A 14,196-nucleotide genomic window follows, 5' to 3' on the forward strand; every position below is an offset into this window, starting at 1 on the left:
GAATTCCGAAACCCCTGTCTGCTTACGCAGACAGGGGTTTTGTCATTTCAGAGACCGCTAAAAGCTCCACGCGAATACGTTGTCTACGCGGCTCGCTCTCCTGCGCGGTGATTGTTGCAGAGCGCCTGCCCTGCATGATCAAACGTCATCAAAAAAGCGTAGGTTGAGCGCTCTAGCATGGCCTTTAGCGGGTTTTGCAGGGAAAGCTGAAAAGCCCAAGCTTTCTGGGATCCTCGACGTAATTAAAGGCATTTCGCAGCAGACCAACTTGCTGGCCCTCAACGCGGCCATCGGAGCGGCGCGGGCGGGTGAGGCCGGGCGCGCGGTTTCGCGGTGGTGGCGGACGAAGTGCGCAACCTGACCCACCGCACTCAGGAGTCGGCGGAAGAGATTCACAAGATGATCACCTCGTTGCAGGCCAACCGCCTGAAGCAACTGGTAGATAGCTTCAAGATTTAAACCGTTGCATGGATGCCAAAAAACGCGATGAGGTCGGTCTGACTCATCGCGTTTTTTTATGGCGAAATTGCCCTACGCAAACAGATTGCGCGCATTGCTCATCGAGTCATCGGCAAACCCCTGCACGAACTCCTTGAACCCCGACATGGCTTCGACACCGCCCTGGGCGGGTTCGGCGATGATGGTCCAGGTTGCGCGGGACTTGGCGGCGCTCAGGGGCTCGACGCTCATGGCGGCCCACAATTGACCAACGCCCAAGGTGTTGTAAACGGTAGTCCAGGTCATGCTCAGCGCCTGATCGTCGCGGGAGTTGAGTTGTTCGACCACCAGGTTACCGTCCTTGAAGAACTTCTTACGCAGCGACGACACGCCTTCACCGGTCATCTCGATGTGCGACAGCGCCGGGATGAACTTGTCGAAGCCGGCGAAGTTGCCGACCACTTCCCAGACACGCGACGCCTCGGCGGGTATTTCCACCGACGACACAACGTGGCAGCCGTGCGGGTTTTTGATCAGGGTATCGGGTTGCAGAGTGCTCATGGTCTTGCTCCATTTCTACGGGTGGTGAATCAGATGAAGTTGATTTCTTTCAGGTAGTCGCAGCCGCGACGCAGCAGCGCCGGAGATTTTTGCGGGTAGTGCGTGCCCATTTGCTGCACACCGGCCTGGGCATTGGCGTGGCCGATCATCGAGATGTCGCCAATGTCCTCCTCGAAGCCGTTGAGGTAGAAACCCAGCACGCCAAACAACGCGTTATCGCTGTCGACCCGGCCCAGTTGCTGTTGCCAGTCGGCGACGCTGACCATTTGAAACTCGCGGCCGGCCTCGCGGAATGAAGCGACATAGGCGTCCCAGCTCAGCGGTTCAGGGTTGTGCAGGTTGAACACCGCCTGTTCGGGCTGGTAGCGGCTGGCGTGAAAGGCGATGAAGCGAGCGAGGAAGTCCACCGGCATCAAGTCGAAGTTCAGCGCGAACTCCGGCACCTGGCCGAGCTGGATCGAGCCTTTGAGCATCAGCATCAGACGGTTCTTGTGCGGCTGGCAGACGCCGGTGAGGCTGTTGAAACTGATGTTGCCCGGCCGGTAGAGGTTGACCCGCACCCCACGCTCGCGAGCACGCTCAAGGATCCGTTCGCCGACCCATTTGGACAGGTTGTAGCCGTTCTTGATGTAGATCGGCGGAGTCTGCGCGGCGGGTTGTTCGAGCACTCGACCCTCGGCGTCGATGGTGCTGGAGGCCGACAGCGTGGAGACGAAATTGAAGATCTTCTTGCTGCGTCCTTCGCAGAGTCGCAAGCACTCGAAAATCGGCTCGACGTTATCCCGGGCCAGCGACTCGTAATCGAGCACGTGGTTGACGTTGGCGGCGTTGTGCACCAACGCGCCGAACTCCCGATCCAGTCGCTCATACACCTCTGGCGTCAGGCCCAGTGCCGGTTGCGTGATGTCCGCTGCGTAAACCTGCACCCGAGTCAGGTCCAGATGCTCCAGACGGTTCTCACGCAGGGACTCGGCAAAACGCTGCGCAGCGCTTTGCCCGGCACCGTCACGCACCAGACACGCGACTTCGCTGGCGCCCCAGGCCAGCAGCGCCTCGACGATATGCACGCCGACGAAGCTATTGGCACCGGTGACAATGACCTTGTGCACATCGCCCATCCGGCTGACCGGCAAGGGCTGTACATCGAGCTCGCGGAAGGCATCGGCCAGGGCTTTTTCGCTGAGCACTTCTTCGCCGGCAGAACCTCTGACCAGCGTGGCCAGCCTGGCGATGGTCGGGACTTCGATGAAGCGATTGATCGAGATACTGCGTCCGAACTGCTCGCGTATTTGCAGCAACATGCGCGACAACAGGATTGAGTGGCCACCCAGATTAAAGAAGTTTTCGTCGGTGGAAATGTCGCCTGCCGGCAACTCCAGCAGATCGGCCCAGAGCTCCAGCAGTTGCGCCTCGTCGGCGGACTCCGGTAACCGACGCTGAAGGTTTTCGAGGATGTTGACCGGCATTTCCAGCAGCGCTCGCCGATCGACTTTACCGTTGCTGGCGTAAGGCATGTTCGCCAATTCAGTCCAGGCAATGGGCTGCATGTAGTCTGGCAAGAACTGCTGGGCGTGAGTTTTCAGCGCTTCGCGCGCCGCGCCTGGCTGGTCTTCCTGGGGTTGTGCGAGGAACGCCAGAATCCGTCGATGACTGTCGATCACTACAGCCACCTGGCGGAACAACTGGCTGTCGCGCAGGCAGCGTTCGATCTCCTCCGGCTCGACCCGGTAGCCGCGGATCTTCACCTGATTGTCTCGTCGCCCACAGAGCTCGATACCGTCGGCGGTCCACTTCGCCATATCGCCGGTGCGATAGGCGCGCAAGTTTTGGCCGCCCGGCAAGGGCAATTGCAGGTAGCGCTCGGCGGTCTGCTGCGGGTTGTTCAAATAGCCCAGACACACCCCTGGACCGACGATGTACAGCTCACCGACGGTCTGCTCGGCCACGGGCTGAAAGTTCTCGTCGAGGATCAGCACCTGGCTGTTGGCAATCGGTGCCCCGAGGCTGCGATTGCTGTCAGCGACTTGCAATTGTCGGGCGGTGATCAGCACCGTGGCTTCGGTCGGGCCATACAGGTTGTAGAGCTTGCCTTGCTGGGTCAGCTGCTTGATCACGTGGGGTTCGCAGACGTCGCCACCGGTCATCACATGCGCAAGGTCGCGCAACTGATCCAACGGCAGAATGCTCAGCAGTGCTGGCGGGAGAAACGCGTGGCTGAGCCGATGATGACGGATCAACTCGACCAGTAGCAGCGGGTCACGACGCTGGTCGTCGTTGGGCACGATCAGCTCGGCGCCCTGGATCAGTGCCGGGAAAATATCGATCAACGAGGAGTCGAAACTCAGCGATGAAAACTGCAACACCCGACTCTGTTCCGTCAGCCCGACGTAATCGGCGTACCACGCGGTGAAGTGCCCGAGATTGTTCTGACTGAGCAACACCCCTTTGGGATGACCGGTGGTGCCCGACGTGTAGAGCGCCATGCACGGCGCCTGACTGCCGGGGCGCTGGCGCATCAGCGGCAAGCCGGGATTTGCCTCGCGGGCGTCGATGCCAGTGATGTCGAGCCCCGGTATTTCATTGCTCAGCGGGTGCAGGCCATCGTGCAACAACAGCACGGCGCCGGCGTTCTCCAGGATGTACTGCTGACGTTGCAGCGGATGGCTGGGTTCGAGTGGCAGGTACACCGCGCCACTGCCGAGGATCGCCAGAATGCCGGCGAACAACGCACTGGATTTCGGCAGGCAAATGCCCACCACCACCGGTCCATCAACCGCTCGGTACTGCTCGATCAGTGGCAGTAGCTGTTGTTGAATTGCCAGGCTTTGGGTGTGCAAGTCGCCATAGCTGAGCACCTCCCCGGCAATGTGCAGCGCCGGGCGTTCACGGAAGGTTTTGAAGCTCTGCTCGAGCCGCTCGATCATCGGGATTTGCCCGAGTTGCAGCAGCTGCGGTTGCGCGGTGAGGTTGAGCCGGTGGGCATAGGCCAGACTCTCCAGCGTCAACAAGCTTTCTTCACGCTGATGACGACCGGGCGTGGCTGTTGCAGCGTGTATGAAGTACTCGGCATCGCGGGAGAAACGACTGACTTCAAGCGCGACACGATCGACCAGTTCGGCGATGACCCTCAGGCGCAGTGCCTGGCCATTGCCCGAGGGTTCGTCGGCGACGGGGACGCGAGCGATGAGTCTTTGGCCGCCGCTCGATGCGTAGCGGCACAGCACATCGATGGGTGGCAGGCCGCTCGCGTCTGTTGGCCCGAGGCCCAGGCGCACGCTCAGTTGTGCACACTCGCCCAGGTCGCGCAGACGTTGCGCCGGGATGGCCAGGCTGCCGTCGTCGATCAGCAGCTCGGCGTTATCGACCGATTGTTCGTTCAGGGTGTGACTGTCGCTTAATCGCGTCAGTATATGGCCGTGTTGTTCCAGCTCCAGCGCCAGCTCATTCAAGGCCTGGCTTTGACCGATGAGCAGAATGTCGAGACGTCTCATGATGTTCTCCTCGGCTAGATCAGGTAGTCGCTCAGGGCGTCTTGCACGCTCGGAGATTCGAGCAGCGAACTGCTGCGGAAAAACCGCACGATGTTGGCGACCAGCGGGTGATGGCGATTGATCGGGAAGGCCAGGCCTGCCACTTCGCTCTTGAGTGCGGCCTTGGCGGCATCGTTGATGTGCAGGTGTTCGATCAACCGGAAATCGAACGATTTCTGAATGTCGTTAGTCAGGTAGTGAGCGATGAATACCGGCAGAATCTTCGCGATCAGTTGGCGGTCGTCTTCGTTAGCCGAGTGCCAATAGATCCGCACCAGCCGTGACCAGAACCCCGAGTGGCGGCCCTCGTCGAGCAAGTGGTCAGCCATCAGGCCCTTGATCGATTGCTTGACCGTGTCGTCCTTGGCGAATGCCGCGACGTCGTTGGTCACGGTGCTTTCCGCGATGGCCACGCAGATCAGCTCCACGGCGCTGCGCAGATGTTCCGGAGCCAGCGCCAACGCTGCAGGAATCGCCCGGCTCAGTTCGATTTCACGTGGCAGTTCGATCGGCGAGATGCCGGTCATGGCCACGGTCTGCTGCATGAAGTCCATCGCCACCAGCGCGTGGTAATCCTCATCCACCACCACGGTCATGGCGTCATAGCGACAGGCGAACGGGAAGGGCACGGCGAAGCGATTCTTGGCGATGCTGCGGGCGGTCTTGTCGACGATCTCGGTTTCGAAAATCACCACGTCGTTGATGAACTTGTAGAGCGTCTGCACCAGTGCAAAGTCGCGTTGCTCCGGGCATTCGCGGACAAAAGTTTCGCTCAGCACCAGCGGTTGACGGCTCAAGGGATAGATCAGTTTGTCGTCGTTTTCGACCATGCGCCGCGGACGTGTACGGATGGTCGCGCGGTTTTCCCAGGCGTCGGCGAAGGATTGGTAGTCGGCGGCGTTCATGCACTCACCTCGGCGACTGATTCACGCATGCTCAGGCGCAAGCCGTCCCACAGTGCGATACGGCTTTCCACGGCGGCGATGGCCGCGGTGTAGACGTCTTCCTGCCGTTGCGGATCGCCATCGACCAAGCGTGCCAGGAGTGTTTCGGCGGCGGGGCCGTGGTCTTCGGAGTCGACTTCGATATGCCGCTCCAGGTAGTAACGAAAGGTCGGCGCCTGTTCGATGCCTATTCCCCAATCGTCGAGAATGCGCTGGAACATCTGTGGGATGACGCTTTCACGGCCATGCAAAAACGCTGCGGCAACGCTGTGCCCCGGCGCATACAGGGCGGTGTGCAAGGTGTGCCGGACGAAGTTCGAGGCGGCTGGGTCGACGTCGACGCTTTGCAGGGCAACGTCGTAGCTCACGCCTTCCTTTTGCAGGGCGACGAAGCGCTCCACGGCCGCCGTGCTGGCGCCGATTTCGCGCATCGCGTCCAGGTACAACTCGAAATGGCTGTAGTGACCGTGATCGAGCCGGTCATCGGACTCTTCGCCAAGAACGATTTCGTTGATCAGGCGCGCCGCTTGAGGGTCTTCGGGCGGCAGCCAGGGCAGTTGCACACACGTGAGTTCCTGTTGCAGGCGTTTGGTCAGTGACATGAAGTCCCAAACGGCAAATACATGGGTTTCCATAAAGCGTTGAAGTATCGACAGTGAATGAATCTCGGCGAAGATAGGGTGAGCGCTCAGCGCTGCTTTTTTTTGATCGAGAAGTGCTTTATTGGGTTTCATGAGAGGCCTATAAGTTGTGAGTTAAATTGTTCGGTTGGCAGAAGTTTATTAGGCAAGTTCAAACACGGTGCGGCCTGATCTTTTTAATAGACGAACAAGTACCTCAAACAAACGTTGATGCAGTTCATGGCGTTGGCGGACCTTGCCAGGCAAGGCGTTGCGTGCGTCGATGGTGCTTGGCAGTCAGCTGCTCGGGTGAGTATTACAGACCCTGGGCATTGACCGCGCCGACAAGTACGCTGGAACTTGAAGTTGTCGGCGGAGAAAAATTAATACATGAAACAAGTAGCGGGCAAGTGTTTTTTATATTATTTGTCAAGTGTGTTTTTTCGGGTGTGACAAGTTTCGATAAAACTTTTTGGCTAAGTTTTATTTGGGTGAAGTTGTTCCTTCCGGCTTATATAAGTCAGAATTTAAAAGAGTGAATGCCTCACTCGGAGCAACTTTGTGGCTGGAAAGTTAATGGTTTTTGATGTGGTGGGCAGGAGGCGGGCACGGCCCATCTCTTCCCGTCCTTTGGCAAGCCTCCTTTTGTTCGTCCATCACGCGAGGGCTGTGCAGGCAGATTTACACGCCGCTCGTCCTTTTTTAGTCGGCAAACCAAGAGTGAGCCCAAAAAGCCAGCACTGCTATCACTGGCACAGGGGTGGGCAGGGGTTTTCAGGGAGGGAAGAAGGGAAAGGTGTCGCCAGCGCTTTTCGAGAACCTGTGCCATGAGGCACAGGCGTCAGGCGCTTACTCGCTGAGCAGGCCCAGATGGGTGTTGATGATCTGCAGCAGACGATGACGCTGAGTGATGGTGAAAAAATGATTACCGGTCATTTCTATCAGTTCGAACTCACGGCGAGTGAACTCGCGCCAATTGACCATGCTTTCGAGGGGGGCCAGCGGATCGTCGCTGCCGTAGAAGGCCGTCATCGGGATGTGCAGGCTGCGACTGGAAGGATCGGCCCAGGACTCGAGCAATTTCAAGTCACCGTGGATCAGTGCTTCGAAGGCGGCGAGTTGATCGCCGGCCGTTGCATCGGGAAGTGCTCCGGGGCTGGAGGGTGCATAACCGTGCCGGATGTTCGGCAAGCTGTGCAGCGGCGCAGAGGCGGGTCGGGTATCCGGGCTGCGGCAACCGGAAATGAACAAATGACGGGTTTGCCCCGGGCAGTGGATTTCGCTCAATTTGGCCAGCTCGTAGGCCAGAATTGCGCCCAGGCCATGGCCAAACAGTGCATGGGGTTCGGACAAGTAAGGTTGTAGCGCCGCAAAGGCGTCGACCAACAGCGGTGGCCATTGTTCGTAGGGTGTCCGGTTCTGCGGATCGCCATGGCCGGGCTGTCTGAACGCGAGCAGTTCAATGTGCTCGCTCAGTGCTTGCGTCCAACTGCGGAACTGCTCGGGATCGGCACCAGACTCGCCGAAGCAGATCAGCCTGACATCCGTCGTCTGGCTGGCGCTGATAACAGTCAGCCATGGAGTGTTCCGGGCGTGCACGGCTTTCCTTGTGCGATTCACGTCGACGATTTCTTGCCCTGAGGTTCAAGGCTGTTCAGGTAACGCGTGATGACCTCGACACCCCGGTTGAGGTGGTTCTCAAGCTTTGTCACGGTTAGCGCGATGTCTCGGGCTTGTGCAGCGCGCAGCAGGTCGCGGTGATCTTCCTGGGACAGCTTGCCGAGCCCCATGGCTTCAAGGTTGAAGCGCAGAAAACGTTCCTCTTCCCACAGACCGCTTTCCACCAGGCTGAGAAGTCTGCGGTTGGGCGCCTTGCGGTACAGCGACATATGGAACAATCGGTTAAGTCTGCCGATCTCGGCGTAATCGGTTTGCGTTTCGAGGTCGTCGATGTAGCGCGCCGACTCGGCAAAATCGTCGTCGTCGAGCAGCGGAATCGACAGGCGCAGGGCCTCGGATTCCAGCAGGATGCGCAGGGCATAGGTTTCGGCGGCGTCACCTTCGACCAATGGCGCAACAACTGCACCTTTATGTGCGACAACATGGAGCAGCGATTGCGCCTCGAGCTGGCGCAAGGCTTCGCGCACGGGCATGCGGCTGACACCGAACAGGTCGGCCAGGTCTTGCTGGCGCAGCGCGGTGCCGCAAGGCAAACGGCCGTCGAGAATCGCCGAGCGCAGGGTTTCTTCGATCACCGATCGCGCAAGGTGTGCGGGGATAGGGCCGCTGACCGGGATCGTACTTAAAGGGTTGGGCTTCTGTGTCACGACAACGCACCCTGATTGAAATGGAAAAATTGGATCCAATGAACACTAGTAACTGCCTGACGGGTTGTCAAACCGGCAAGACAATGCAGTTTTCGACAGTTTTAGGCCACGGGCTTTGCCACTGAACGCAACTTCACGGGCTAAGATCTTTTCAACTGCGTCCGCGTCTCCCAAGTTTAGCGCGATCGTGGTGATCGCACCCTGCCATTCCGGCAGGGTTGCCTCGGTAGACATCATCACCGGCAAGAAAACCATCCTCAGCTACCCGCTCAAACCGATCATCAAGGCACGGGCAGAGGCGTTACACGAGCGGTAGCGTGTGATGACCACTGATCTGCCATAAAGCCTCAGGGCTATTACACGAAATGATCGCCCTCAGGAGCCGCGGATTAAGCGGATGGACGGATTTAGCCAGCGTATTTTCTTGATCTCTTGTTCTGATGCACTAATGGGAAGCGTTGGCATTCTTCTCTTTCCGGGCGGTAGCTGATTTTTATGGATGCCAATCGGCTCTAGTTTGGGCATTTGTTGTGGCGCTGAAGCGCCTGAGTGCATGGCGCTGACATTTTGTTTGGAGAGTGACGTGCTTGAGATAGGAGTTTTGATTGCGTCGAGGATTGTGCTCGAAGATATTGGTATAGCCCCGGTAGAGGCCGAGCGGGGGAGGGCTTTACTCGATATTGTCAGTCCCAAGCTTCTTACAGAATTCTCTTGAGTGTCAGTGGGTTTGGGTGGTGAGATTTTTGGATTTTCAACGATGACGCTAGATCTTGGCGGAGTTGGAGTCGTGACGCTATGTCTTTGCGGATTTTGAACAATGACGGGAGGTCTTCGGATAAGAGAGCGAGTTGGTATGATCTTAAGGCGTATGTGCCCAGTGGGATCCTTGCTATTGGTTGGATCATTTGAACAATATGCATAGGCGTTTAATCCACCCTCTCCAAACGGACTCCAACTGTCCGGACTATGAAAACGCATCAATCGCGGGTTGTAAGCGCGGTGGCCGTTGCCCAGCAAATACCAGCCGATCTGTGCTTCGCGCAGCTCGCCGTTGAAGCCCAGCCGCGTTACGACGTCCTGTTGTGCAGACTGATGGCCGTAGGCGGAATAAGCCATGGGAGTGGTTTTGTCGCCAACCACTTCAGCAATTACCGAGTTTTTGTCGTCGGTCGCCAGCAACACGGTGCGTTGTTGAGTCGTGTTGGTGTGGTTCATGGAAGTGCTTCCTTTGATTGGCAGGAGCGACGTAATGAAGGTGTCCAGTGTTACTCGTTCAGCCCGACACTGGGAACTATCAGAACTGCTAGGGCCACCTCACTCAATCCCGAACCCGAGCAAAGGCCTTAACCTTCTATCTTGATGGTTTGCAGGTTCTGAATTTTTTATGTGGGATCTGATACCGAGCGTCATTGCACAGATGATTGGGTAATGGCGTTGCCCCATTGTGTTTTTTGAAACGGCGCAATTTCGGGCAGTGATGGCTAATTGCTTGACGCTTGTTGAGGCTGTCGTAGACTCCGACCATCTGTCAGGGAGACACGGCTATGCAGCGTTTTCGTGGTTTGGCGTTAGGTTTGATCGGGCTGGCAGGCGTGGCACAGGCGCAAACGCCCGTGCCAGACGATCCGCTGCTGGAAAGCAGCACCGCAGGCAGTCATGCCACAACCAGCAGCGAAGCGCGTGGTGTGTTGCGCGCTCGCGATCAAGCGGTACTTGCCAGTGAACTGCCCGGCAGAATTGTCGAGTTGCCGTTCAGTGAAGGCGAGTCCTTCAAGAAGGGTGACACCCTGGCGCGTTTCGACTGCTCGGCCTTTCAGGCGCAGCTCAACGCCGCGCAGGCCGCCAGCCGTGGTGCCGGCGAAGAGTTGGCGCACAACAAACAACTCGCTTCGTTGAACTCGGTCGGACGTTTCGAAGTGGCGCGAGCCGAAGCCAAACTCAGCGAAATCCAGGCCCAATCTCAGGTTTATCAGGTTCAGGTCAAACGCTGCAGCGTCGTCGCGCCATTTGACGGACAGGTCGTCGCACGCAAGGTTCAGCGTTATGAAAGCGTCGCCGCTGGTGCGCCGCTGCTGGACATCGTCGACAACCGCAGCCTGGAAATCCACCTGCTGGTGCCCTCGCGCTGGATGAGCAAACTCAAGCCCGGACAGACGTTCAGCTTCATTCCCGATGAAACCGGCCAGCCACTCGATGCCACGGTAAAACGCCTCGGCGCGCGAATCGACGAAGGCAGCCAGACCCTGCTGCTGGTCGCAACGGTGCCCAACGCCAGCGGCTTGCTGGCCGGGATGAGTGGCACGGCGCGCTTCGCGGAGCTCAAATGAACGCGCCCGTCACGGGTGGCGCCGAGCAGGTTTTCGCGCGCTTTCTGGAGCTGGAGCGCCAGACCCGCACCGCGCGCACCACCGACCAACTGGCTTACAGCCTGGCCAACGACGGTCAATCCTTGTTCGGCTTTCGTCACGCGGCGCTGTTGATCGCCGGCAAGGTGCGGGCGATCACCGGTGTTAGCGCCGTGGAGCCGAATGCGCCGTTTGTAGCGTTCGTCGAGCAAGCGGTGGCGCAGTTGTTCAAGCTCGAGCTGGTGAAACAGGCGCGGGTTATACCGGCGACCGCGTTAAGCGGCCCGATTCAGGCCGACTGGCAAAGTCTTTCCGCTGCGCAGGTGTTTTGGCTGCCATTGATTGATCGCCAGGGCCAGGTATTCGGCGGTGTGTGGCTGGCTCGCGATGTGCCGTGGAATCTGTCCGAGCAAGTGCTGTTGTCGCAACTGGGCGACACCTACAGTCACGCCTGGCTGGCGCTGCAACCGCGTCAACCGTGGCGCTTGCGCTGGACCCGCAAACGTCAGGTCGCCTTGGCGGCAGTGCTGGTGCTGGGTTTGTTGATTCCGGTACGTCAGTCGGTGCTGGCGCCGGCCGAGGTCGTACCACTCGGCGGTCGGGTGGTGGCGGCACCGTTGGACGGGGTGATCGCCGAGTTCCTGGTCAAACCCAACCAGAACGTGAAAACCGGCGATCTGTTGCTGCGCTTCGAAGGCACCACGCTCAAAGCCCAGGCCGATGTTGCCGATCGGGCCTTGGGCGTGGCGCAAGCCGAGCTCAAGGCCAACGCCCAGCGCGCCTTTGCCGACGCCGAGTCGAGTTCGAAAATTGATTTGCTGGCCGCGCGGGTCGAGCAGAAACGTGCTGAACGCGATTACGCCCGTGAACTGCTCAAACGCAGTGAAGTGCGTGCCGAGCGCGACGGCATTGCGGTGTTCGCCGACGCTGAACGCTGGACCGGCAAGCCGGTGCAGACCGGTGAGCGGCTGATGGAAATCGCTGACCCGAGCCAGGCGGAACTGCGCATCGAACTGGCGGTCGGCGATGCGATTGCACTGGAGCCGGGCGCGCAGGTGGCGTTGTTTCTCGACAGCGACCCGTTGCAACGGCATTCGGCCAGACTCGAGCGCTCGGCCTACGAAGCGCAACCGACGGCCGGCGGCCAGCTGGCGTATCGGCTCGACGCCAGTTTCGAGGCCGCGCCGCCGCGTATCGGCTTGCGCGGTACGGCGAAAATCTTCGGGGATCGTGCGCCGCTGGCGCTGTACCTGTTGCGCAAGCCGCTGGCCGGCTTGCGCCAAAGTGTAGGTCTCTAGATGACATTGCCCAGCCTGCGTGCCGATTTACAGTTGCAGATGGCCGCCCCGGCGCTGGACGGATCGCCGCGCTGGACCTTGGCCGACCCGCTGCGCGGGCGCTACTTCAAGCTCGGTGCCGCGGCCATGCGCTTGCTGCGTCATTGGTCTTTGGGCGATCCCGAGCAAGTGCTGCGCGCCGCCAATCGCGAACCGGGCTTGCCTCTGGACGTCGCTGAGCTTGAGCAGTTGCTGAGTTTTCTGCGCGCCCACGACCTGATTTCCGCCCTCGACCCGCAACAGCGCGACAGTTATGGCCTCAAGGCCGCGGCGCAACGTCAGAGTGTGTGGCAGATCTTGCTGCACCAATACCTGTTCTTCCGGATTCCACTGTGGCGTCCTGACGCGTTCCTCAATCGCGCGTGGCCCTGGCTCGCGCGTTTTGGCCCTGGAGCGTTGCGCTATGGTGTGCCGCTGACCCTGGGGCTGGGGGTGTTTCTGGTGTCGCGGGACTGGCAGCGCTTTATCGCGACCTTCCCGCACTTGTTCAGTCTTGGCGGTGCGTTGGCGTTCGGGGTGGCGTTGTTCTTCGCCAAGCTTTGTCACGAGTTCGGCCACGCCTTCATGGCCAAACGCGCCGGCTGTCGGGTGCAGAGCATGGGGGTGGCGTTCATGGTGCTGCTGCCGATGTTTTACACCGATGTCAGCGATGCCTGGCGGGTCAATGATCGGCGCGCGCGGTTGCTGATCGGCGCGGGCGGGGTGCTCGCCGAGTTGCTGCTGGCGTGTATCGCCTTGCTTGCCTGGTCGCTGTTGCCGGACGGGCCGGCGCGGACGGCGGCGTTCATGCTCGCCAGCGCGACCTGGCTCACTACGCTTGCGGTCAACCTGAATCCTTTCATGCGTTTCGATGGTTATTTTTTGCTCAGCGACTTCTGGGAAGTGGACAACCTTCAGGGCCGGGCGTTTGCCTTATGTCGTTGGCGATTGCGCGAGGCGCTGTTCGGGTACGGCGCGCCAGCCCCGGAGCCTTGGTCGCCATCGATGCAACGGCGTTTGCTGTGGTGGGGATACGGCTCGTGGCTGTGGCGCGCGGTGCTGTTTTTCGGGATTGCGTTGGCGGTGTATCACCTGTTCTTCAAATTGTTGGGGATCTTCCTGATGATGGTCGAGCTGGTGTGGTTCATCTTCTTGCCGATTGCGCGCGAATGGCGCGAATGGTGGAGCCGCCGCGAACAGGCCCATGCACCGCGGGCGTTACTCAGTGGTTTGGGGTTGTTGGCGGTAATTGCCGTGCTGGTGCTGCCGTGGCGCAGCGCGGTGGAACTGCCGAGCATGCTGGAGGCTGGCCGGGTCAGCGCCTTGCATGCGCCGGTGGCGGCACGGGTCAAGCAGCTGAATGTCAGTGACGGGCAGATCGTCGCCCAGGGCGATGTGTTGCTTGAGCTGGAGTCGCCGGACCTGGACTCGCGTCAGGCCATCGCGCGCCGGGAAATCGAGATTCAGCAATTGCAGATGCGCCGTCAGGCCGGACGCAGTGAAACCGCCGCCGATGCGGGCATCGTCGAACAGCGGCTGGCGGAGGCGGTGGCCGAGTATCGCGGTTTGGCGGCGCAGCGCGAGCGCCTGCTGCTGCGGGCGCCCCAGGCCGGTCAGGTGCGCGATCTGCTGCCGCAACTGGCCGTTGGCCGCTGGTTGTCGCCCAAGGAGACGCTGGCCCGGGTTGTCGAAGAGGGCGCGCGACTGCGCGGTTATGTGGCCGAAGCCGAACTGTGGCGGGTTACACCCGGTGCGGCGGGAAGGTTTATCGCCGAGGACCCGATGCACCCGGCGGTGGCGGTCGAGCTGACTGAAATCGACACCAACGGCGCGGCGGTTGTCGATCAGGAAGCGCTGACCTCCGACCACCATGGGCCGATTGCTGTGCGCCGCGATCAGAGCCAGCGCGCCGAGCCTGTGCAAGCGCAATACGCGGTGCGGCTTAAAGTCCTCGACAGCATTGTCACCCCGGTGCAGCCATTGCGGGGGCTGGTGGTGTTGCAGGGCGGCAGTGAGTCGTTGCTGGGGACCGCCTGGCGCCGATTGGCGGCGTTGGGCGTGAGGGAGAGTGGTTTTTAGCGCAAGGAGCATCACGATGCCGAACAACAATGCCAA

General features: G+C 59.9%; 11 protein-coding genes and 1 pseudogene. 5 read left to right on the forward strand and 7 right to left on the reverse strand.

Annotation, left to right across the window (positions count from 1 at the left end; genetic code table 11):
• Positions 1-229 precede the first annotated feature (229 nt).
• Positions 230-417 (forward strand): annotated as a pseudogene (locus HK44_RS25605) (methyl-accepting chemotaxis protein); the annotation flags it as partial.
• 114 nt (positions 418-531) lie between these two features.
• Here HK44_RS25605 and HK44_RS25610 read toward each other — a convergent pair.
• The 6 genes from HK44_RS25610 to HK44_RS25635 all read right to left on the reverse strand — a co-directional run bounded on the left by HK44_RS25610 (position 532) and on the right by HK44_RS25635 (position 8,420).
• Complete coding sequence (locus HK44_RS25610) at positions 532-999, reverse strand: SRPBCC family protein (RefSeq protein WP_019691127.1); 468 nt, start codon at positions 997-999, stop codon at positions 532-534.
• A gap of 29 nt (positions 1,000-1,028) precedes the next feature.
• Complete coding sequence (locus tag HK44_RS25615) at positions 1,029-4,490, reverse strand: amino acid adenylation domain-containing protein (protein ID WP_019691128.1); 3,462 nt, start codon at positions 4,488-4,490, stop codon at positions 1,029-1,031.
• Positions 4,491-4,504: 14 nt separating this feature from the next.
• Positions 4,505-5,434: a diiron oxygenase gene (locus HK44_RS25620; protein WP_019691129.1), complete on the reverse strand. Its 930-nt coding sequence runs from the start codon at positions 5,432-5,434 to the stop codon at positions 4,505-4,507.
• Positions 5,431-6,207, reverse strand: coding sequence for a DUF3050 domain-containing protein (locus HK44_RS25625; RefSeq protein ID WP_019691130.1), 777 nt, complete (start codon positions 6,205-6,207; stop codon positions 5,431-5,433). The genes HK44_RS25620 and HK44_RS25625 overlap by 4 nt, the downstream gene beginning before the upstream one ends.
• A 735-nt stretch (positions 6,208-6,942) precedes the next feature.
• Complete coding sequence (locus HK44_RS25630) at positions 6,943-7,692, reverse strand: thioesterase II family protein (protein ID WP_019691131.1); 750 nt, start codon at positions 7,690-7,692, stop codon at positions 6,943-6,945.
• Positions 7,693-7,709: 17 nt separating this feature from the next.
• Positions 7,710-8,420: a GntR family transcriptional regulator gene (locus HK44_RS25635; protein WP_019691132.1), complete on the reverse strand. Its 711-nt coding sequence runs from the start codon at positions 8,418-8,420 to the stop codon at positions 7,710-7,712.
• A gap of 187 nt (positions 8,421-8,607) precedes the next feature.
• Here HK44_RS25635 and HK44_RS30230 point away from each other — a divergent pair, with 187 nt between their 5' ends.
• Entirely contained in the window at positions 8,608-8,736 is a 129-nt protein-coding gene (locus tag HK44_RS30230; protein ID WP_431357350.1) for a hypothetical protein, read from the forward strand.
• 59 nt (positions 8,737-8,795) lie between these two features.
• On the opposite strand, the gene HK44_RS25640 is transcribed toward HK44_RS30230, so the two are convergent.
• Positions 8,796-9,635, reverse strand: coding sequence for an RHS repeat-associated core domain-containing protein (locus HK44_RS25640; protein ID WP_080690683.1), 840 nt, complete (start codon positions 9,633-9,635; stop codon positions 8,796-8,798).
• Positions 9,636-9,964: 329 nt separating this feature from the next.
• Here HK44_RS25640 and HK44_RS25645 point away from each other — a divergent pair, with 329 nt between their 5' ends.
• From HK44_RS25645 to HK44_RS25655, 3 genes are read left to right on the forward strand one after another with little or no spacing between them, the layout of a single operon-like run.
• Complete coding sequence (locus tag HK44_RS25645) at positions 9,965-10,747, forward strand: efflux RND transporter periplasmic adaptor subunit (RefSeq protein WP_019691135.1); 783 nt, start codon at positions 9,965-9,967, stop codon at positions 10,745-10,747.
• A complete protein-coding gene (locus tag HK44_RS25650) occupies positions 10,744-12,063 on the forward strand; it encodes an efflux RND transporter periplasmic adaptor subunit (protein ID WP_019691136.1) in 1,320 nt (439 codons plus the stop codon). Before HK44_RS25645 ends, HK44_RS25650 begins: the two co-directional genes overlap by 4 nt.
• Complete coding sequence (locus HK44_RS25655; protein ID WP_019691137.1) at positions 12,064-14,160, forward strand: biotin/lipoyl-binding protein; 2,097 nt, start codon at positions 12,064-12,066, stop codon at positions 14,158-14,160.
• Positions 14,161-14,196 lie beyond the last annotated feature (36 nt).

Origin of the sequence: Pseudomonas fluorescens HK44, from assembly GCF_000217955.3 — a bacterium.
GTDB classification, from domain to species: Bacteria; Pseudomonadota; Gammaproteobacteria; order Pseudomonadales; family Pseudomonadaceae; genus Aquipseudomonas; species Aquipseudomonas fluorescens_AQ.